At 71.5% G+C, this 20617-nt stretch carries 19 protein-coding genes and 1 pseudogene; 4 read left to right on the plus strand and 16 right to left on the minus strand.

Annotated features, from left to right (window positions below; genetic code table 11):
* Positions 1-108 precede the first annotated feature (108 nt).
* From CP970_RS12420 to CP970_RS12435, 4 genes are all read right to left on the minus strand, one after another.
* The gene (locus CP970_RS12420) at positions 109-945 is read right to left on the minus strand and encodes an ABC transporter permease (protein ID WP_079043382.1); all 837 of its coding nucleotides are present in this window, start codon (positions 943-945) and stop codon (positions 109-111) included.
* Entirely contained in the window at positions 942-1907 is a 966-nt protein-coding gene (locus tag CP970_RS12425; RefSeq protein WP_150493288.1) for an ATP-binding cassette domain-containing protein, read from the minus strand. The genes CP970_RS12420 and CP970_RS12425 overlap by 4 nt, the downstream gene beginning before the upstream one ends.
* A 138-nt stretch (positions 1908-2045) precedes the next feature.
* Positions 2046-2888, minus strand: coding sequence for a DUF4097 family beta strand repeat-containing protein (locus tag CP970_RS12430; protein WP_150493290.1), 843 nt, complete (start codon positions 2886-2888; stop codon positions 2046-2048).
* A 168-nt stretch (positions 2889-3056) separates the two neighbouring features.
* Complete coding sequence (locus CP970_RS12435) at positions 3057-3620, minus strand: hypothetical protein (RefSeq protein ID WP_150493292.1); 564 nt, start codon at positions 3618-3620, stop codon at positions 3057-3059.
* Positions 3621-4044: 424 nt separating this feature from the next.
* Between CP970_RS12435 and CP970_RS12440 the strand changes: the two genes are divergently transcribed.
* The gene (locus CP970_RS12440) at positions 4045-4674 is read left to right on the plus strand and encodes a YceI family protein (protein ID WP_055557151.1); all 630 of its coding nucleotides are present in this window, start codon (positions 4045-4047) and stop codon (positions 4672-4674) included.
* Here the strand turns inward: CP970_RS12440 and CP970_RS12445 are convergent.
* The gene (locus CP970_RS12445) at positions 4658-5188 is read right to left on the minus strand and encodes an NADPH-dependent FMN reductase (RefSeq protein ID WP_055557153.1); all 531 of its coding nucleotides are present in this window, start codon (positions 5186-5188) and stop codon (positions 4658-4660) included. The two genes, CP970_RS12440 and CP970_RS12445, sit on opposite strands and share 17 nt — an antisense overlap.
* 40 nt (positions 5189-5228) lie before the next feature.
* Here CP970_RS12445 and CP970_RS12450 point away from each other — a divergent pair, with 40 nt between their 5' ends.
* Positions 5229-5849: a hypothetical protein gene (locus CP970_RS12450; RefSeq protein WP_055557155.1), complete on the plus strand. Its 621-nt coding sequence runs from the start codon at positions 5229-5231 to the stop codon at positions 5847-5849.
* 73 nt (positions 5850-5922) lie between these two features.
* Here the strand turns inward: CP970_RS12450 and CP970_RS12455 are convergent, their stop codons facing one another.
* The 9 genes from CP970_RS12455 to ureA all read right to left on the minus strand — a co-directional run bounded on the left by CP970_RS12455 (position 5923) and on the right by ureA (position 16853).
* Positions 5923-7272: a hypothetical protein gene (locus CP970_RS12455; RefSeq protein WP_055556925.1), complete on the minus strand. Its 1350-nt coding sequence runs from the start codon at positions 7270-7272 to the stop codon at positions 5923-5925.
* A gap of 47 nt (positions 7273-7319) precedes the next feature.
* Entirely contained in the window at positions 7320-8924 is a 1605-nt protein-coding gene (cimA, locus tag CP970_RS12460; protein WP_055556927.1) for a citramalate synthase, read from the minus strand.
* Between the two features lie 327 nt (positions 8925-9251).
* Positions 9252-10520 (minus strand): TolB family protein, encoded by a 1269-nt coding sequence (locus CP970_RS12465; RefSeq protein ID WP_055556929.1) that lies wholly within the window; start codon positions 10518-10520, stop codon positions 9252-9254.
* A gap of 21 nt (positions 10521-10541) precedes the next feature.
* Entirely contained in the window at positions 10542-11630 is a 1089-nt protein-coding gene (locus CP970_RS12470; RefSeq protein ID WP_055556931.1) for a TolB-like translocation protein, read from the minus strand.
* Positions 11615-12655, minus strand: coding sequence for a TolB family protein (locus tag CP970_RS12475; protein ID WP_055556933.1), 1041 nt, complete (start codon positions 12653-12655; stop codon positions 11615-11617). Before CP970_RS12475 ends, CP970_RS12470 begins: the two co-directional genes overlap by 16 nt.
* A gap of 156 nt (positions 12656-12811) precedes the next feature.
* Positions 12812-13438 (minus strand): TetR/AcrR family transcriptional regulator, encoded by a 627-nt coding sequence (locus CP970_RS12480; protein ID WP_055556935.1) that lies wholly within the window; start codon positions 13436-13438, stop codon positions 12812-12814.
* 25 nt (positions 13439-13463) lie between these two features.
* Complete coding sequence (locus CP970_RS12485; protein WP_055556937.1) at positions 13464-14477, minus strand: agmatine deiminase family protein; 1014 nt, start codon at positions 14475-14477, stop codon at positions 13464-13466.
* A 10-nt stretch (positions 14478-14487) separates the two neighbouring features.
* On the minus strand, positions 14488-16170 hold the full coding sequence (locus tag CP970_RS12490; RefSeq protein ID WP_150493294.1) for an urease subunit alpha: 1683 nt from the start codon (positions 16168-16170) through the stop codon (positions 14488-14490).
* On the minus strand, positions 16167-16853 hold the full coding sequence (ureA, locus tag CP970_RS12495; RefSeq protein WP_055553801.1) for an urease subunit gamma: 687 nt from the start codon (positions 16851-16853) through the stop codon (positions 16167-16169). Before ureA ends, CP970_RS12490 begins: the two co-directional genes overlap by 4 nt.
* A 134-nt stretch (positions 16854-16987) precedes the next feature.
* Here ureA and CP970_RS12500 point away from each other — a divergent pair.
* Both CP970_RS12500 and CP970_RS44170 read left to right on the plus strand, forming a co-directional pair.
* Positions 16988-17734, plus strand: a pseudogene (locus CP970_RS12500) (cytosine permease); the annotation flags it as partial.
* A gap of 98 nt (positions 17735-17832) precedes the next feature.
* Positions 17833-18003, plus strand: coding sequence for a hypothetical protein (locus CP970_RS44170; RefSeq protein WP_157877795.1), 171 nt, complete (start codon positions 17833-17835; stop codon positions 18001-18003).
* A 206-nt stretch (positions 18004-18209) separates the two neighbouring features.
* Here CP970_RS44170 and CP970_RS12505 read toward each other — a convergent pair whose 3' ends face one another.
* Together CP970_RS12505 and CP970_RS12510 are read right to left on the minus strand one after the other, a co-directional pair.
* Positions 18210-19301, minus strand: a complete 1092-nt coding sequence (locus CP970_RS12505; RefSeq protein ID WP_055553798.1) for a branched-chain amino acid aminotransferase — start codon at positions 19299-19301, stop codon at positions 18210-18212.
* Positions 19302-19543: 242 nt separating this feature from the next.
* Entirely contained in the window at positions 19544-20593 is a 1050-nt protein-coding gene (locus tag CP970_RS12510; RefSeq protein WP_055553792.1) for a 3-isopropylmalate dehydrogenase, read from the minus strand.
* Positions 20594-20617: the final 24 nt, after the last annotated feature.

Consider the following 20617-nt stretch of genomic DNA (forward strand, 5'->3'; position numbering starts at 1 on the left):
TACCTCTGACAGAGATTGGTCCGGGCCCCGTAAGGGGCGCGGGGAACCGCGCGCCCAGCCACAGCGGGCCCGCAGCGCCCCGACAACCGATCCCGTCCAAGCGCGGAGCTATCGCGTCGCGTCGCGACGGAAGAGCGAACGCGACCACAAGAAGCCGAGCAGCGTGATGGCCACGCCCCAACCCACCGCCAACGGACCGAACTTGCCGATCTCGCTGCCGAGCAGCAGCCCGCGCAGGGTCTCGATGAAGGCGGTGTACGGCTGCCACTCCGCGAAGAGGCTCAGCCACCCCGGCATCGAGTCGAGCGGCACGAACGCGCTGCTGAGGAAGGGCAGCAGGAAGGAGAAGGGCAGGGCGACGCTGCTGGCCGCCTCCGGAGCCTGGACCAGCTGGCCGAGCGCGACAGCGAGCCAGGTGAGGGCGGCGCACATCAGCGTGAGGAGCCCGGCCGCCGCGACCCATTCGAGCGGTTCGGCGCCGGACCTGAAGCCCACCAGGAAGGCGACACCGAGGAGCAGGACGATGCTGAGCAGCGTCTGGACGACCGCGCCGACTGCGCGGCCCGTCAGGACCGACGCCCCGTTGATCGGCATCGTACGGAAACGGGCGACGATGCCCTCGGTCATGTCGGTGCAGACGCCGACCGTGGTGGGCAGGACGCCGGAGCCGACGGCCATCAGCAGGATGCCGGGGACCAGGTAGTCGATGTACTCGCCGGATGACGCGTCGCCGATGCCCGCCGACATCGTGCCGCCGAAGACGTAGTTGAAGAGCAGCAGCATGGCGATCGGCATGCTCACCAGGCTGATCGTCATCGCCGGGTAGCGCCGCGCGTGCATGAGGTTGCGGCGCAGCATCGTCATCGAGTTCCGCAGCGCGGAGGTGGGGGCGGGGGCGGGGCCCCGGGTGCGCACGGCGGCAGGGGTGCTGGTGACAGTACTCATCGGGTCGTCACTTCCTGGTGGTCGGGGCGGCCGGTCACGGCGAAGAAGACGTCGTCGAGGTCGGGGGTGTCGATGCCGAGTCCCTCGACCTCGATCTCGGCGGCGTCGACCCAGTCGAGCACCGCCTTGACGGACTTCAGGCTGCCGTCGCTGGGGACCTGGAGGGTCATGGCCTCGTCGTCGCGGGTGCCGACGCCGAGCAACCGCGCGGCCTTCTCCAGCCCTTCGAGGTCGGCGAAGCGCAGCTGGACGTGGCCGCCGGGGACGAGCCGCTTGAGTTCGGCGGGGGTGCCCTGGGCGGCCAGCTTGCCGCCGCTCAGGACCGCGATGCGGTCGGCGAGTTGATCGGCCTCGTCGAGGTACTGCGTGGTCAGGAAGATGGTGACGCCGTCGGCGACGAGCTCGCGGACGATCTCCCACATGCCGTGCCTGCTGCGTGGGTCGAGGCCGGTGGTCGGCTCGTCGAGGAAGATGATGCGGGGGCTGCCCACGAGGGTCATCGCGATGTCGAGGCGGCGCCGCATGCCGCCCGAGTAGGTCGAGGCAGGCTTCCGCGCCGCGTCGACGAGGTCGAACCTCTCGACGAGGTCGGCGGCGACCTGCCTGCTCCCGCGGCGCCCGAAGCCGTACAGGTCGGCCATGAGCATCAGGTTCTCCTCGCCGGTCAGGAGGTTGTCGACGGCGGAGAACTGGCCGGTGACGCCGATCGCGGCACGCACCGCGTCGGGCTCGCGGCGCAGGTCGTGGCCCGCGATGCGCACGTCGCCCGCGTCGGGGGTGATGAGCGTCGACAGGATCTGCACGGCGGTGGTCTTGCCCGCGCCGTTGGGGCCGAGCAGGGAGAAGATCGTGCCCTGCGGGACGTGCAGATCGATGCCGTCGAGGACGGTCTTCTCACCGAAGGACTTGCGCAGACCGGTGGCGGTGATGGCCGCCGGTCGCGCGGGATGAGGCGTTGCCATGTCCGTTCCTTTTCGGGTGTGGGCAGCCTCGACACCGGACACCAGTTCGAAACTGATCCCGGGCGGCTGCCTGGGCGGCAGCAGAGGGGCGGAGGGGGGAGGTACGGGGGGTGGGGCGGCGCTGGGGCGGGGGCGGCGTCAGGCGCGGTGGATCACGATGTCGCCCAACGAGGTGCGGGCCCGCACCTTGAGCGCGTCCGTGGACTCGCCCGGCGCCCCCGACTCCTCCAGGGACTGGCGTACGGTGCCCGCCTTGGTCCGCACGTCGAGCCAGGTGGCCGTGCCCTCGCGGACACCGATCTCGATCTTGCCGGCGGCGCTCTCCAGCACGGCGGAGCCGCGCACCAACTCCCCTACCGTTACGGGTCCGTTGGCGGTCTTGATGGTGACGTCGGCGCCCGCGTGGTCGACGGTGACGCTGCCGTTGGAGGCCCGCACCGTGAGGTCACCGGCGACCTCGCCGATCTTGGTCGGGCCGTTGGAGTTCTTGATCCCCGCGGTCCCCGCGATCTCGCCGACGCGCACCTCGCCGGAGGACGTGGAGACCTCGACCGAGCCCGTCGCGCGGCCCACGGACACCTCGCCGTAGCCGGTGTTCAGGTCCAGCGCGCCCGCCTGCTCGACCTGGATGTCACCGGCGCCCGTCTTGTACGAGCAGTCGCCGAGGCTGCCGTGGGCGGCGAGGCCCGCCATGGCGGTCGCGGCCCGCAGTTCGGATCCGGCGGGCAGCAGGATCTCCACGTCGACCGACGGGCTCGTCCTGCTGAAAAGCGAGTGCTCCTTGGGGCCCTTGACCAGCAGCTTGCCGTTGGCGAACTCGACGCGGACGCGCCCGGCCGCCTTGACGTCCAGGTCACTGGAGGCCTCGGTGGGGCGGACGTCGACGACGGTGTCGGCGCGGTCCTCCGCCACGATCCGGAGGGTTCCGACGTAGAACTCGACGGAGGCGGAGATGGGCTTGGGGGTGTCGAAAGTAGGCATGGCTGTCCCGTCCTGTTGGCTCGGTGAGAAGTGAAGTCGTGCGCCGGAAGCGGTGAGGCGTGCGCCGGAAGCGGTGGGTTCGCGTGCCGGGTGGCGGTGGGTTCGCGTGCCGGGTGGCGGTGAGGTCGCACGGCGGAAGCCGTGAGGTCGCGCGCCCGGGGGGCGGGCCTACCGCACCCAGCCGGTGAAGCCGCTCCCGAAGTTCTGGTGGGCGTCACGGCGCCCCGCGCCCCGCGCCGCCCGGCCGCCTTCGGGCTGGTCCAGGGCGCCGGAGACGGCGCGGACCAGCCAGGCGTTGACCGAGAGCCCTTCGCGGTTCGCGGCCTCCTCGACGCGGGACTTGACGTGGGCGGGCAGACGGAGGTTGATGCGCGCGGTGCCGCCGTCGTCCCCGGCGTCGGGGGCGGCCGGCGGGGGCGGCGGCGCCGGGGCCGGGGGCGGCGCCATGAGCGCCTCGTACTCGGCCTGGGCGTCGAACGCCTCCGCCGCGGGCGGCAGCGTCACCACGAACTCGGGGTCGAGTCCGCGCAGCCGCAGGTCGACCGAGCCCGGCACGAGCTCGCCGGTGATCTCTTCGGCGGCGGCGGAGAGCGCGTTCAGCAGGGTGAGCCGGGCCGCCGACTCCAGCGGTGCGGTGAGGCGCTCGGCGAGGGCGCGGGCGTCGTCACCGCCTGCTTCGGCGGCCACCGCGAGCTCCTGCCTGAGCTGATCGACGTACTGCGTGAGGTTCATGGCACCATCATGGCGCCACGATGATGCCATTGCAAGTAGCCGTGGCGGGGGATTTGGCGCCACGAGGTGCCGAAGAGGGTGTTTTCGCAGGTCAGGGACGCCATCCGCGTGGCACCAGCCGACGAATCTCCACCCCGGGAGCATGGACACCTCGGCGCGGGGCGAATTTGGCGCCACCGTGGCCCCATGCGGCACCACGCCCGCGCGGTCACTACCCAGCCCGCCGCCTCCGTCGCCCGCGAGTGGCTCGCACACGTCGCGCGGAATCCTCAGGACATGGAGACACTGGACGTCAGTCGCGTTAAGTGATCGACAGGACACTTTCCGACATAGGTTGAATATTGAACCGAATCGCGCTACATTCAATCTCGTTGAACATTCAACAGATGCTCCGCACCGGAGCCCGTCCCCCAAGGAGCACGTCATGGGTCTCTTCAACCGCAAGAACGACACGGACACCACCACCGCGACGGCCGCCGCACCGGCCCCCGCGAGCGCCGATCTCGCCGCGCTGACCGGCACCTACACGATCGACCCCGCGCACAGCACGATCGGCTTCGTCGCCCGGCACGCCATGGTCACCAACGTCAAGGGCTCCTTCCGCGACGCCTCCGGCACGCTGAGCCTGGACGGCGCGGACCCGTCCCGGTCCACGGCCTCCATCGACGTCACCATGGACAGCATCGACACCGGCAACGCGGACCGCGACGGGCACCTGAAGAGCGCGGACTTCTTCAAGACCGACGAGTTCCCGCAGATGACGTTCCGCTCCACCGCCGCGGAGTCCCTGGGTGGCGACGACTACCGCATCACCGGTGACCTGACGATCCTCGGCACCACCAAGCCGCTCAGCATCGACCTGGAGTTCAACGGCCTGGCCAAGGACCCGTTCGGCAACGAGCGCGTGGGCTTCGAGGGCAAGGCGGAGATCCTGCGCTCCGCGTGGGGCCTGACCTGGAACGCCGCCCTGGAGACCGGCGGAGTGCTGGTCTCCGACAAGATCAAGCTGAACTTCGACATCTCCGCGATCAAGGACGTCAAGGGCGGCGAATGAGCAGGGCGAGCGACTTCGCCAGCTGTTCGCGGACCGCGGGGTCCCCGATGAGACCGTCCTCGTCGAGGGACCCCCGGTCCACCTGGAGGCGTACGCACGCCTCCTCCACGACCGCCGCGCCGGTGTAGCCGAGCACGCTGCGGAGCGTGGCCGTCGCGCCCTCGCCCCGGCCGGGCGCCGCGGCGTTCACCCAGGCGACGGGCTTGTCGCCGATCTCCGTGCCGCCGACCGTCCAGTCGAGCAGGTTCTTGAAAGAGCCGGGGAGCGTGCCCGCGTACTCCGGGGTGCAGACCAGGACGGCCGCCGCCCCGTCGATCGCCGCGCGCAGCTCGGCCACCGGGGCGGGCAGCGGGTCCCCGTCGTCGTCGGGGTTGAAGTGGGGCAGCGAGCCGAGCCCCTCGTACAGCACGGCGCGTATCCCCTCGGGCGCCGCCGCGCGCGCGGTGCGCAGGACGAGTTCGTTCGACGAGCCCGAGCGCATGCTTCCGGAGAGCAGAAGGATCACTGAAGTCATCTCCCGAACGTACCCACGACGGCCGCGCTACGGTTCCGTCGTGTCCGAGTTCATGCAGCAACTCCCCGCCCTCATAGGCGTGATCATCGGTGCGCTCGGTTCGTACGTGGCGATCATGCGCGGCGACCGGGCCCGCTTCCGGCGCGAGCAGGAGGCCCGCTGGGAGGAGCGCAGACTCGCCGTCTACACCGAGTACGCCCGAGTCCTCAAGCAGTCCGTCACGCTGACCTACCGGGTCGCCGCCCATCTCGGCAACGACCCGCATCCCCATCCCCTCTCCCCCGAGGCCGCGGAACGGGACTTCACGGAGGCCGCCGACGCGCGCGACCCCGCGGGTGAGGCGCTGCTGCTGCTCGGGGCGCCCGACGTGGTGGACAAGGCGCGGACGTGGGTCGTCGCCGTGATCGAGATGGAGCGTTTCCTGCGGGCGGATCGGCGGGATCCGGGGGCGTGGGCCGATCTGCTGGAGCGTCAGCGGGGCGCCCGCGAAGGGTATTACGCGGCTGTGCGCAGGGACTTGGCGTTGCCGCCTGGGCACTCGGGGCGGTGGGCGGTGACTGGCCCCGCCGCCGGGACCGGGGCAGTGCCCCGTGGGGGGCGGGTGTCAGGTCCGGTGCCTGCGCCTGCGCCTGCGCCTGCGCCTGCGCCCCAGGGTGACTGAAGGGTCGGTTCGCAGCCGCGGGTTCGTGGGGGCTGGGCGCGCCGTTCCCCGCGCCCCTTACGGGGCGCCCCGCTCAGAAGCCGCCGCCTCCGAAGTCCCCACCGCCGCCGAAGTCCCCACCGCCACCGAAGTCCCCGCCCCCGAAGTCGCCCGGGTCGAAGTCCGCCCCGGAGAAGTCGCCGCCGTCGTAGCCGCCGCCGAAGTCCCCGTAGCCGGAGCCGTAGTCGGCCGCGTAGGCCGGGCTCGCCATCATGCCGCCGAGCATCGTGCCGACCAGGAGGCCCGGCAGGATGCCGCCGCCGAAGTAGCCGCCCGCCCACGGGCCGTACGCCGGGCCCGCCTCCCAGTAGGGCCGCCGGCCGCCGGACTCGTCGGTCACCGTGCGCACCATCGGGTCCTGCCCGTCGGCCAGGCGGGCCGCGTCGGCCGCGCAGACCGGGACCTCGCGCTCGGCGCCGCCGGCCGGTGTCCAGTGCGCGTCCTGGACGGAGGGGCCGTGCCGCGGGTCGAAGAAGCAGGGGGCGCGCCGCTCCGGCAGCTCCTTGCCCTCCCTGCGGGCGGCGAGCAGCGCGAGCGAGAAGCGGCCGTCCTCCAGGGCCTGGGTGACGCCCCGCACCTCTTCGGGGCGCGTCGCCGCCGCCATGAACGACTTCGCCTTCTCGTAGGCGTCGAGGGCCCGTTCGTAGTCGGCGCGCATCGCGTCGTCGGCGCCCGCCTCCGCCGGGTGGAAGTCGAGCCTGTCGAGCTCCTCGCCGAAGGCGGTGATGTCCTCGTCGACCACGACCGCCAGCTTGCGCAGCGCCTCGCGCTGCTCCTCCTCGCGGCGCCGCCTGTTGCGCCTGACCACCGCGTACGCGCCCGCGCCGCCTGCCACGACGACCGCGCCGACGCCGATCAGGGCGCCCACCGGAACGCCGTCGTCCGAGCCGCCGCCCCCGCCCCAGGACTGCGGCGCCTGGCCCTTCGCCTGTACGAGTGCCTGGTCGACGAAGCGGTTGAGCTGCGTGTTCGCGTCCTCGCCCTGGACCAGGGAGACGAGGTTGCCGACGGCGTTCTTCGTCAGGACGGAGTGGTCGGCCTTGGCGTCGAAGGCGTTGCCGAGGCGTACCGCGTACACGCCGGTCACGCCCGTCTCGGTGCGCAGCTTCTGGAAGAGCTCGGGCCGCGGGAAGCTCTTCGGCAGGACCGCGACGAAGACCGGCTTGTCCGCCTTCTTGATCTTCTCGGCGAGGGCGTCGGCCTGGGCTGCCGACAGCTGGTCGGACGCCTCCGGGTCGACGTACACCGGACTCTTCTCCCAGGCGTCGGTCACCACCGAGGTGCTGGACGCCGCCAGGGCCCCGGGTGCCGTGAACGACACGGCGCCCAGGGCGAGCAGCAGCCCCGTCAGAACGATGGTGATCCGCTTCGTCCGATTCCTCATGCTTCGAACGTAACCCAGACGGGCCCGCGACGACGTACCCGGTAGGGCTACTCCACCGGTTCGACTCCGGCCCGCAGCAGACCGAAGGTGTACGCGTCCTCCAGCGCGCCCCACGAGGCGGCGATGACGTTCTCCGCGACGCCGACCGTCGACCACTCGCCGACGCCGTCGGAGGTGGAGATCAGCACGCGCGTGGTGGAGGACGTGCCGTGCTTGCCCTCCAGGATGCGGACCTTGTAGTCGACGAGCTCCAGCTTGGCGAGCTGCGGGTAGATGCGCTCCAGCCCGACGCGCAGCGCCCGGTCCAGGGCGTTGACCGGGCCGTTGCCCTCGGCAGTGGCGACGATGCGCTCGCCCTTGGCCCACAGCTTCACGGTGGCCTCGTTGGCGTGCGTGCCGTCGGGGCGGTCCTCGACAATGGCCCGCCAGGACTCGACGCGGAAGTAGCGGCGGGCCCTGCCCTCGGCCTCCTCGCGGAGCAGGAGCTCGAAGGAGGCGTCGGCGGCCTCGTAGGTGTAGCCCTGGAGCTCGCGTTCCTTGACCCGCTCCACCACGCGGCCGACCAGCTCGCGGTCGTCGCCGAGGTCGACGCCGAGCTCCTTGCCCTTGAGCTCGATGGAGGCGCGGCCCGCCATGTCGGAGACGAGCATGCGGATGCGGTTGCCGACCAGGTCCGGGTCGATGTGCTGGTAGAGGTCCGGGTCGACCTTGATCGCGGAGGCGTGGAGTCCGGCCTTGTGGGCGAAGGCGGAGACGCCGACGTAGGGCTGGTGCGTGGAGGGGGTGAGGTTCACGACCTCGGCGATGGCGTGCGAGACGCGGGTCATCTCGCGCAGCGCGCCGTCGGGCAGGACCTGCTTGCCGTACTTGAGCTCCAGGGCGGCGACGACGGGGAAGAGGTTGGCGTTGCCGACCCGCTCGCCGTAGCCGTTGGCGGTGCACTGCACGTGGGTGGCGCCCGCGTCGACGGCGGCCAGAGTGTTGGCGACGGCGCATCCCGTGTCGTCCTGGGCGTGGATGCCGAGCCGGGCGCCGGTGTCGGCGGCGACGGTGGAGACGGTGGCCTGGACCTGCGCGGGCAGCATGCCGCCGTTGGTGTCGCACAGGACGACGACGTCGGCGCCCGCGTCGGACGCGGCGCGCACGACGGCCTTGGCGTACTCGGGGTTGGCGCGGTAGCCGTCGAAGAAGTGCTCGCAGTCGACGAAGACGCGACGGCCCTCGGCGACCAGGTAGGAGACGGTGTCGCGGACCATCTCCAGGTTCTCCTCCAGGGTGGTGCGCAGGGCCAGTTCGACGTGCCGGTCGTGGGACTTGGCGACGAGGGTGATGACGGGGGCGCCGGACGCGAGAAGGGCGTTGACCTGGGGGTCCTCGGCGGCCTTGGCGTTCGCGCGGCGGGTGGCGCCGAAGGCGACGAGCTGGGCGTGCCGGAAGGTGATCTCCTGCTGCGCCCGCGCGAAGAACTCGGTGTCGCGCGGGTTGGCGCCGGGCCAGCCGCCCTCGATGAAGCCCACGCCGAAGTCGTCCAGATGCCGGGCGATGGTCAGCTTGTCCGCGACGGTGAGGTTGATGCCTTCGCGCTGCGCGCCGTCGCGCAGCGTCGTGTCGAAGACGTGGAAGGAATCGTCGGGTGTGCTGGTTTCCGTCATGCTGATCTGGCTCCTGTGTTGGATCTCGGTCTACCGGAAGGACCGGCTCCACCGCCCTCAATGATCCCGCGCGCTCCGCGTCCGGCTGCAGTTGGGCCGGGAAACGAAAAAACCCCTCGCGGGTACGAGAGGTTTGCGCGCGGGTCGAGGACGACGGTGTCCGCCCGTACATGGTGGTACGAGGCGGTCACTGCGGACCGGCGCGCCTGCTGCCAATAATCATGGCGAACGAGAGCACGGAGGCAGCTTGCCACGCTTTCGCCGTCCATGGGGGTCCTGTCTCACGATGCGGGCGGCGCGTGGACACGCCGCCCGCGTCGTCCTGGTTCAGCGCACGTGGCGCACGAAGACGTCGTCGCCGTCGTTGGCGTCGCCGGGCAACAGCGAGGCGTCCGCCGACTCGAAGGCGATGCGTCGGGCGTCGCCGGAGATGCCGCCGGGCAGGACGTTGGCGGTCGCGGCGCCGCCCTCCGCGTCCGGGGTCACCAGCGTGGTGGTGCCCTTCTTCAGGTCACGGAGGTAGGTGGGCCACTCCTTTCCGTACTCGCTGCCGGGCTCGGCCAGCTCCGACATATAGGTGAGGTAGCGGCCGTCGGCGCTGATCGCGGGCGAGCGGGTGTACACCTCGCCGGGGCCGCCCTGGGTGCCGTGGACGCGCTGGTTGGTGCCGCTCGCGACGTCGTGGACGAAGACGTTCCAGGCGGCGTCGTTGTCGTCGGGCACCAGATGGGTGTCGCGGGACTCGAAGACGACCGTGCGGCCGTCGCCGCTGACGGAGACGTCGAGGGACTCCTTCTCGGTCTTGGACCCGTCGTACGAGCGGTCGACCTGCGTCAGCTTCCCGGTCGCGCGGTCGCGCAGCCACAGGTCGCTCCAGTCGTCGCCGCGCGGGCCGTTCACGAAGGAGTTGGCGTAGGCGACGTAGCGGCCGTCGTCACTGACGGTCGGCGAGTGCGCGTCGCGCTCCCCGTCGCCGCCCGTGTACGGATGGCTGATCCGCTCGGTGGTGCCGGTCCGCCGGTCGCGCAGGAAGACCGCCGTGCCGTCGAAGCGGGGCCCGTCCGTGCTGAAGACGGCGTAGCGCCCGTTCGCGCTCAGGGACACCGTGCCCGCGCTGTCGCCGGGGAATCCTTCGGGCAGCTCGACGTCCAGGCGCTCGGTCTTCTTGGTCCTGCGGTCGTACAGCCGTACGTCCCGCACGGTCGGCCAGCCCTCGACGGTCGAGGCGACGAACGCGACGTAGCGTCCGTCGGCGCTCAGCGACGGACTGCTCAACTCCCGCCCGTCCAGGGCGATCCGCTCCGTCCCGCCGCCGCGCAGGTCGCGTACGAAGACGTCGCTCCGGCCGTTGGTGTCCCCGGCCACCAGGTCGCTCGCGCCGGAGACGAACGCCGCGTAGCGCCCGTTCCTGCTGATCGACTCCTGCGAGGAGCGGTCGTTGCCCGCCGCGCCCGACGCGGTGACGCTGACGCCCTCGGTGCGGGGCGCCAGCACCCCGGCGGGGACGGCGACGGCGGCGGGCAGGGCGATGACGGTGGCCGCGGCGACGCCTGCCGCGACGGCCAGGGCGAGTCGGTTGCGCTGGGTGCAGTACATGGTCTTGTCCCCCGATGTGGTTCAGCGTGTGTGGCGTACGAAGATGTCGGAGTCGCCGTTCGTGTCGTCCGGCACCAGGTCCGTGGCCGCGGAGGTGAACGCCACCTCGCGGCCCCGCGCCGTGACGGCGCCCGGCACGGCGTCGCCGGGGCCCACGGGCGTGCGGCTGCCCGTGCGCAGGTCGAGCAGCGTCAGGGTGTCCCCGTCGGCCGCGCCGATGAGCGCGTACCGTCCGTCGCGGCTCGCGGAGACGGCGGGTGTCTGTGCGAGGTGCCGGGTCCTGCCGGTACGCAGGTCGTGTACGTAGGTGCCGCCGTCGGCGGTGAAGACCACCTGCCGTCCGTCGGCGCCGAGTTGGACGAGGCCCGCCCTGCCCAGGCCCTTGTCGACCTGGACGGTCCTGCCGGTCGTGCGGTTCCTGACCAGGACGTCGGCGGAGTCGTCGCCCGCCGTGCGCAGCTGGTAGGCGACGCGGGTGCCGTCGGCGCTCACCGAGGCGTACTCCTTGTCCCCGTCCGCCTCGCCCGAGATCAGGTCGTCGGTGCCGCGCGCCATGTCGCGGACGTACAGCCGCTGGGTGGGCCGGGGGCGGGTGCCCGCGCCGTAGGCGACGTGGGCGCCGTCGCGGCTGAGCGACCACAGCTCGCCGGTCCACGCCTCGCCGTCGGACTCCGGCAGGACCCGCACGGAGGTGCCCGTCGTGCGGTCGTACACCTCGGGCACGGGGACCTTGGTGCCCGCGGTGAAGCCCACGTGGCGCCCGTCGCCGCTGATGACCGGGGGCGCCCAGGAGAACCCGTCCGCGCCGGGCACCGCGGTCACCTCGCCGGTGGCCCGGTCCTTCAGCCGTAGGCAGGTGTAGACGTTGCGCTCGCAGCCGAACTCGACGGCCTTCGTGGAGAAGGCGGCGTAGCGCCCGTCGTCGCTGAGCACGCCCTGGCGGGAGTGGCCGTCCAGCTGCCCGCCCGCGCTCGTGGTGCTGACGCGCTCGGTGCGGGGCGCGGGCGGCTTCGCCCAGCCTGTGGCTCCGGCGTCGGCGCCGGTGAGAGCCAGGGCGACGACCCCCGCGAGAACGGCTGTCGCGGCGCCGGTCCTCAACGCGCCGTCCACTTGAAGACGTCACGCAGGCCGTTGGTGTCGCCCGGCACGATGTCGGTGTCCTCCGAGCTGTAGACGACGCCCCGCCCCGTCGCGGCGAACGCGCCGGGCCCCGCCGAGCCGTGGCCGACGGTCACCTCGTGGCCACTGGCGAGGCGGCGCAGCAGGACGTTCGACTGCCCGTCCCCGTAGAGGAGTTGGCGTCCGTCCCGACTCAGGGCCTGCGCGTGGGCGCCCGGCAGGCGCCGGACCTCTCCGGTGCGCAGATCGCGTACGTACGCGCCTGTCGCGGAGTTCATCGCGACGCTGCGCCCGTTGACCTGCACCAGCGTGGACGCGGTGCCGTCGTCGACACGGCTGAGCCCGCCCGTGGCGCGGTCGCGGAGCCAGACCTGCCCTGTGCCCTTGTCCTCGTAGGCGACGTGGCGTCCTTCGGCGCTGATGGACGGGTCGATCATGTCGCGGGCCGAGTCCTGCGGTCCCTCGCTGACGACCTCGCGGGTGTCGCTCTCGCGGTCGTAGACCTCGACGCGGGCGGGATCCCCGGGGTGGCGCGGCTGCAGGTGATAGGCGACGTAGCGGCCGTTCGCGCTGATGGACGGGTGGGCCGAGCTGTCCTTGAAGCCCCTGCCGTCGATCTGCCTGCGCTCCCCCGTACTCAGGTCGGTGAGGAAGACGTTGATGCCGTGCGTGCCCCAGCCGGTGTGCGCGGCGTAGCGGCCGTCGTCGCTGATGACGGGGGCGCCCATGGAGTTCTTCAGCCGGGTCACCTCGCCCGTGCGGAGATCGCGCACGAATCCGTAGTCATACGGACCCTGGTGACCCTCCGTCAGATTCTCGGCGTCGCTGCGGAAGGCCACGTGGCGGCCGTCGCCCGACAGGGACGCCGCGCCGGACGCGCCGTCGGCCTCGGTCCCGTCGGCCGCGACGCTCACCCGCTCGGTCCTGGGGGCGGGTGGCGGCGGCGCGGCCTGCGCCGCGGTGGCCGGTAACGCGGCGGCCCCGAGCGCGGCGGCCACCACGACACTCAGGGACACACGTCTGGCAGCGGACACATGTCTGGCAACGGGCACACGTCTGGCAGTGGACATGGCTTCCCCCAAAGACCTGTCTCGCCTCCGGCCCGACACCGGGGCCCACGGGGATACAAACGCACCGCCAGGCTGCAGGCAATCCGCTGGATTGCGTACAACCTAGACAGGCCGCCGGACGTCCGTGGCGAGCGCCCCGTCCAGGAACTCCCGTACGTGCGCGAGCACTTGGGCCCTTCCGGTGCCGCGCAGGCCGATCGCCACATGGATCGAGAAGCCGTCGAGCAGCGCCCTGAGGCGGGCCGCGAAGCGGTCGGGGTCGATCGCGCCGAACTCACCGCGCGAGACGCCCTCGGCGAGCAGCGCCACCAGGTCGCGGTGCCAGGCGCCCTCGATCGCGGCCTGCCGGTCGCGGCCGTGCTCGTCGGCGTTCAGGGAGCGGTTCCAGACCTCCAGCCAGAGCGTCCAGTGCGGGTCGCCCGTGCCGTCGGGGACGTACAGCTCGACGTACGCGTCCAGGCGCTCGCGGGCCGTGCCCTGCCCGGCCAGGAGGCGGCCGCGCTCGGCGCCGAGGCGGCCCTCGCTCCACTCCAGGGTGCGAAGGAGCAGCTCGTCCTTGGTGCGGAAGTAGTACAGGAGGTGGCCGGAGCTCATGTCGACCGCGCGGCCGAGCGCGGCCATGGTGAGCTTCTCCAGGCCGCGCTCGGCGATCATCTCCATGGCGGCGGCCAGCACGTCCTCACGCGGTGGGGCGTTCTTCCGCGCGCGGGACCGACCGTCACCTGCCATGGAGCACTCCTAGTCGATTTATCGATCACACCTTCGGCTGCTGCTGGGTGATGCAGTGGATGCCACCACCCCCGGCAAAGATCGTACGGGCGTCGACGAGCGTCACGGTCCTGTCGGGGAAGAGGCCGCGGAAGATGCCCGCCGCGATCTCGTCGTTCGGGTCGCCGAAGGCGCACAGGACGACGCCGCCGTTGCAGAGGTAGTGGTTGATGTAGGAGTAGTCGACCCAGCCCTCGTCGTCCTCGAGGACCGTCGGCGCGGGCACCTCGACGATCTTCAGGGTGCGGCCCTTGGCATCGGTCTGCCCCTCCAGGGTCGCGATGATCTCCTTGCTGACCTCGAAGTCGGGGTGGGCGGGATCGCGCTGGGAGTGCACGAGGACCACGCCGGGCGCCGCGAAGGCGGCGACGATGTCGACGTGCCCCCGGGTGCCGAACTGTCCGTAGTCGCCCGTGAGGCCGCGCGGCAGCCAGATGGCCTTCCGGGTGCCGATGCGGGCGTGGATCTCCTCCTCGACCCGCTCGCGGGTCAGGCCTGGATTGCGGTGCGGGTCGAGCTGGACGGTGTCGGTGAGCAGGACGGTGCCCTCGCCGTCCACGTGGATGCCGCCGCCTTCGTTGACGAGCGGCGAGGGGTGCACGGGTACGCCCGCGAGGTCGGCGACGTACCGGCCGATCTTCGCGTCGTGCTCCCAGCGGGCCCACTCCTGGGCGCCCCAGCCGTTGAACGTCCAGTCCACGGCGGCCAGTTGGTCACCGTTCCGTACGAAGGTGGGGCCGATGTCCCGCATCCACGCGTCGTCGATCTCCCGCTCGACGAGCTCCACGTCGGGGCCGACGAGCGCGCGGGCGGACTCGCTCTGGCCGGTTCCGACGACCATGGTGACGGGCTCGAAGCGGCGCACGGCGCGGGCCACGCCCGCCCAGGCGGTGCGCGCCTCGGCGAGTTCCCGCTCGTTCGTGAAGGTGGGGTTGGGGCCGGGCCACGCCATCCAGGTGCGCTCGTGCGGGGCCCACTCGGGGGGCATGCGGAAGGTCATCGCGGGGTCCTCACAGGAAGTACAGGCGGTTGAGGGAGACGGATTCGGCGGGCTCGGAGCGGAGCGGATCGCCGTCGAGGGTGACGAGGCCGGTGCGCTGGTTCACGTCGACGGCGCCGGTACGCGAGTTCAGGAGCAGGTCGGCGGGCCCGATGCCACGGGTGCCGCGCACCGCGACCCGCCTGCGCCGGGTGGGCATGAGGTCGTTGCCCTGTTCGACGGCGGCCCGCGCGACGAAGGCCACGGAGATGTCGGCGGGCACCGCCCCGTGCGCGCCGAACAGCGGTCCGAGGACGAGGGGTTCGCAGGTGTCGGTGGCGGCGTTGGGGTCGCCGGTGACCCCGTAGGCGGGGAAGCCGGACTTGAGGACCATCTGCGGCTTGGCGCCGAAGTACTGCGGGCGCCAGAGCACGATGTCCGCCATCTTGCCGACTTCGAGGGAGCCGACCTCGTGGGCAAGGCCGTGGGCCAGGGCGGGATTGATGGTCAGCTTGGCGATGTAGCGCAGCACGCGCGCGTTGTCGTCCCGCTCGCCATCGCCCTCCATCGGGCCCAGCTCGGCCTTCATCTTCCCGGCCATCGCGAAGGTCCGGCGCACGGTCTCGCCCGCCCGCCCCATGCCCTGCGCGTCCGAGGAGGTGATCCCGATGGCCCCCAGATCGTGCAGCACGTCCTCCGCGCCCATCGTCCCGGCCCGGATCCGGTCCCGGGCCATCGCCGCGTCACCGGGCAGATCCGTCTTCAGGTCATGGACCGAGACGATCATCCCGTAGTGCTCGGCGACCGCGTCACGGCCGAACGGCAGCGTCGGATTGGTCGAGGAACCGATCACGTTCGGCACACCCGCCATCTTCAGCACGTTCGGCACGTGCCCACCGCCGCAACCCTCGATGTGGAAGGCGTGGATGGTACGCCCGTCGAGCACGCTGAGCGTGTCCTCCACCGACAGGCACTCGTTCAACCCGTCGCTGTGCAGGGCGACTTGGACGTCATGCTCCTCCGCCACCCGCAACGCCGTGTCCAACGCCCTGGTGTGCGCGCCCATGTCCTCGTGCACCTTGAACCCGGACGCGCCGCCCTCGGCGAGCGCCTCGATCAGCGGCGCGTCGTGCGAGGACGAACCACGGCCCAGGAAGCCGATGTTGACGGGCCAGGCGTCGAAGGCGTTGAACGCGTGACGCAGCGCCCAGGGCGAGTTGACGCCCACACCCCACACCGGCCCGAACTCCTGCCCGATGATCGTGGTCACACCGGACGCCAGCGACGCCTCCATGATCCGCGGCGACAGCAGGTGGACGTGCGTGTCCACGGACCCGGCGGTGGCGATGAGGCCCTCCCCCGACACGATGGACGTGCCGGTGCCGACGACGACGTCGACGCCGTCGAGGGTGTCGGGATTCCCGGCCCGCCCGATGGAGGCGATCCGCCCTTCCCTGATCCCGATCGACACCTTGCGAATGCCCTGCACGGCATCGATGACGACGACATTGCTGATCACGACGTCACACGTCTCACGCACCGCGGCGGCCTTCAGATGCAGCCCGTCACGCGCCGTCTTGCCGAAACCGGCGAGGAATTCGTCGCCGTGCTTCTGCGCGTCGGACTCGACCCGGATCGTCAGACCGGAGTCGCCGAGCCGGACGTGGTCACCGGCGCGCGGGCCGTGCGTGGCCGCGTACTCATACGGGTTCATCGCTCCCCCTCCACTCCGAGGTAGCCGCACGCCGCCGCCCTGCGCAGGGCCTCTTCCTTCGCACCCGGCGCATCCAGCGGGCCGTCCACCAGACCCGCGAAACCGATCGCGATCCGCTCGCCGCCGATGGGCAACAGCCCCACCTCGACACTCTCGCCGGGACCGAACCGCACGGAGGAGCCCGCCGGCACCGCAAGCCGCATCCCGTACGCGGCCGCACGGTCGAAGTCGAGCCGCGGATTGGCCTCGAAGAAGTGGAAGTGCGACGTCACGGAGACGGGCACGGTGGCGGTGTTGCGCACGCCCAGCGTCACGACCGGCTCGGGTTCCTGGTGGGCGGGCCCTGGCAGCAGCGCGCCGGGCGCCGCGTCGCCGAGGCCCTGTCCGATCGGATCGGAGACCACGGCGAGCCGGGACCCGTCGTCGAAGACGGCCTCCACGTGCACCTCGGTCACCACGTCCGCGACGCCCGGCAGGACGTCGTCGGGGCCGAGCATCGCGCGGGCCCGCTCGACGGCCTCGGCGAGCCGTGCGCCGTCGCGGGCCGCCTCGCACACCGTGTCGGCGATCAGCGCGGTGGCCTCGGGGACGTTGAGCCTGAGGCCGCGCGCCCTGCGGGACCTGGCGAGCTCGGCGGCTCCGAAGAGCAGCAGCCGGTCGCGTTCGGTGGGCGTGAGTCGCACGCGCCGTTCCTCCCTGTTGCCGATCACGTTTCACATTTAGAGCAACACTCTAACCACGAAATCCGCACGCGGGAAGCATTGACGTGAGGGGTTCATTCGCGCCACATTGAGCGCTGCTCAAAAGTAGGGCAGCCATCGGGACCAGAGCCAGCGAGCGTCAGGGGCAGCCTCAGCCGATAGAACAGCGCGGAGTCGACACCATCCCGGACGAGGAACGCACCAGCGGCCCTCGTGACCTCGTGTCGATCCTGATCGGCTCGACCCTCCGCCGGGTCTCCCCTGCTCATTAAGAGCTTGGGGAAGGGAGTCGGTGAGCGCGGTGGTGGCGGGCACCGTCATCGGCACCGCCCTGACCGCGCCGCTCGCCCTCGTCTCGCTGCGCACCGGCACGAACCTCTCGACCTCGTCCGGCGCGCAGTTCGGCGTGCGCGGCCGCCTGGTCGGCTCCGTCGTCGGGCTGCTGCTCTCCCTCGGCTACACCGCGCTGACCATCCGGATCGGCGGCGACGTGACGGTGGGCGCGCCGCACCGCCTGCTCGGCCTGCCGACGGGCGGACTCTCGTACGCCCTCGTCTACGCCCTGCTCGCCGCCGCCACCGTGACGGGCGCGGTGCACGGCTACCGCGTACCGCTCCGGCTCTCGCGCGTCCTCGCCCTCGGCATGACGGCGCTGCTGATCCTCGGCGTCGTCGCGTACGCCCTGGGCGGTGATCACCCTGATCGGCTTCGCGCGCTGCCGCGGGGAGTACGACGCGGAGGCCCTCCAGGTCTTCAACCGCCGCTCCAGGGGCGGTACTTACTGGTACCGCGCGGGGTGGCACGTCAGGGCCACGGCGTCCTGGACGCTCGGCGCGGGCGTCAGCCTGCTCGCGGTCTCCCTCCATCTGGCGCTGACGACCACGCCGCGGGCCGCGTCCGTCGATCACGTAGCCTGATACGGACCTGATCAGCGGGGGCATAGCAGCACGGGGAGTACGACATGGAAGAACTCATCGGACTCGGCGTCCGCGCGGCCAAGGGGGCGGGGGCGGCGGTGCTCGGCATCGTCGACGCGATCACCAGCGGGCCGCTCACCCCGGTGGGGTCGAACGTCCCCAAGCAGGACGAGAAGTCGGACGCGAAGCCGGAGCCGGACCAGCAGGGTTCCTGACGGAGCTTCCGCCTGACAGTTCGACACGTGCGGGCCGTCGCGAGTTGCTCGCACAGTTCCCCGCGCCCCTAACGGGGCCCCGTTAGGGGCGCGGGGAACTGCGCGGCCAGCCCCCACCGGCCCGCGGGCGAAGGACAAAGCACAGGGGTCGGCCCCGGGAGCCCAGACTCCCGGGGCCGACCCCGTCGTGCGTACCGCCCAAGCCCTCAGCCGAGGTCGTGCATCCAGCCGTGCGTGTCCTGCGACGTACCCCGCTGGACGTCGAGGAGGGCCTCACGCAGCTTCAGCGTGACGTCACCCGGCTTGCCCTCGCTCTGGAACCACTCGCCCGAGGCGCACTTGACCGTGCCGACGGGCGTGATGACCGCCGCCGTGCCGCAGGCGAAGACCTCGGTGAGCGTGCCGTTCGCGGAGTCGGTCTTCCACTGGTCGATGGAGACGCGGCCCTCCTCGGACTCGTAGCCGAGGTCACGCGCGACCGTGAGGAGCGAGTCACGGGTGACACCGGCGAGGAGCGAACCGGTCAACGTAGGCGTGACGATTTTGTTCCCGTACACGAAGTACAGGTTCATGCCGCCGAGCTCCTCGACCCACTTGTGCTCGACCGCGTCGAGGTAGGCCACCTGGTCACAGCCCTTGGCCGCCGCCTCCGCCTGCGCGAGCAGCGACGCGGCGTAGTTGCCGCCGGTCTTGGCGTCGCCCATGCCGCCGGGCACGGCGCGCACGCGGTCCTCGGAGAGCCAGATCGAGACGGGCCTGACGCCACCGGGGAAGTAGGCGCCCGCGGGCGAGGCGATGACGATGAAGAGGTACTCGTTGGCGGGCTTCACGCCCAGGCCGACCTCGGTCGCGATCATGAAGGGGCGCAGGTAGAGGGACTCCTCGCCGCCGTGCGCGGGCACCCAGTCCTTGTCCTGCTTGACCAGCGCGTCGCAGGCCTCGATGAACGTCTCGACGGGCAGCTCGGGCATGGCCAGGCGCCGGGCGGACGCCTGGAAGCGGCGGGCGTTGGCGTCGGGGCGGAAAGAGGCCACCGAACCGTCGGGCTGGCGGTAGGCCTTGAGGCCCTCGAAGATCTCCTGGGCGTAGTGCAGGACGTTGGTGGCCGGGTCGATGGCGAGCGGGCCGTACGGCACGAGCTGGCCGTCGTGCCAGCCGCGGCCCTCCGTCCACTTGATCGTCACCATGTGGTCGGTGAAGTGGCGGCCGAACCCGGGGTTGGCCAGGATCGCCTCGCGCTCCGCGGCAGCCAGCGGGGCCGATGAGGGCTTGAGCTCGATGGTCGGCGTCGTCGTCATGAGTACTTCGTCCTTCACGTGTGATGGTGACGGACCGCGCTCACGCCCGTACCTCCGGTACTAGGACGTCCGAGCTTCCCTGTCTTTCACGGCCCCACGTTCGATTATCGCTCGCGGGGTCCCGAGGAAGAAACGGCATGAATGCGGCCCGGGGGTCGATGGTGACACCCGGGGGCCGCATACGAGAAGCCGCCGGGTGCCTTGGAGACCCGGCGGCTTCTGTGTGATCGCGCGCTACCGGGTCAGCCCGCTACCCGTACGGCGAGCGCGTCGCCGATCTGCTCGGTGCTGCGGACCGTGTCGCCGCGCTCGGCGAGGTCGGCGGAGACGGCCTCCTCGATGCGGGCGGCCTCGGGCTCGTACCCGAGGTGGCGCAGCAGGAGGGCGACGGAGAGGACGGTGGCCGACGGGTCGGCCTTGCCCTGGCCCGCGATGTCGGGCGCCGAACCGTGCACGGGCTCGAACATCGAGGGGAACTCACGGCCCGGGTTGATGTTCCCGGAGGCCGCGACGCCGATGCCGCCGGAGACGGCGGCGGCGAGGTCGGTGATGATGTCGCCGAAGAGGTTGTCGGTGACGATCACGTCGAACCGCGCGGGGTCGGTGACCAGGAAGATGGTCGCCGCGTCCACGTGCAGGTAGTCGGTGGTGACGTCCGGGAACTCCGCCGCGACCTTGGTGAAGATGTTGGTCCACAGGTGACCGGCGAAGCTCAGGACGTTGTTCTTGTGGACCAGCGTCAGCTTCTTGCGCGGGCGGGCCTGCGCGCGGGCGAACGCGTCGCGGACCACGCGCTCGACACCGAAAGCGGTGTTGACGGAGACCTCGGTGGCGACCTCGTGCGGGGTCCCGGTGCGGATCGAGCCGCCGTTGCCCGTGTAGGGGCCCTCGGTGCCTTCGCGTACGACGATGAAGTCGATCTCGGGCTGGCCCTTGAGCGGCGTGGCGACGCCCGGGAGCAGCTTCGAAGGACGCAGGTTGACGTGGTGGTCGAAGAGGAAGCGGAGCTTCAGCAGGAAGCCGCGCTCCAGGACGCCGGAGGGGACCGAGGGGTCGCCGATCGCGCCGAGGAGGATCGCGTCGTGCTGCTTGAGGGCCTCGACGTCGGCGTCGGTGAGGGTCTCACCGGTCGCGTGGTACCGCTTCGCGCCGAAGTCGAATTCCTTCGTCTCCAGCTTCACGTCCTGCGGGAGAACGGCGTTGAGGACCTTGAGCCCCTGGGCCACGACCTCTGGGCCGATGCCGTCTCCGGGGATGACTGCGAGATTGAGGATGCGAGAGCTTGCCGACATGCGGGCAGCCTACTCTTCGTCCCA

The organism is Streptomyces kanamyceticus (assembly GCF_008704495.1).
Taxonomy (GTDB): domain Bacteria; phylum Actinomycetota; class Actinomycetes; order Streptomycetales; family Streptomycetaceae; genus Streptomyces; species Streptomyces kanamyceticus.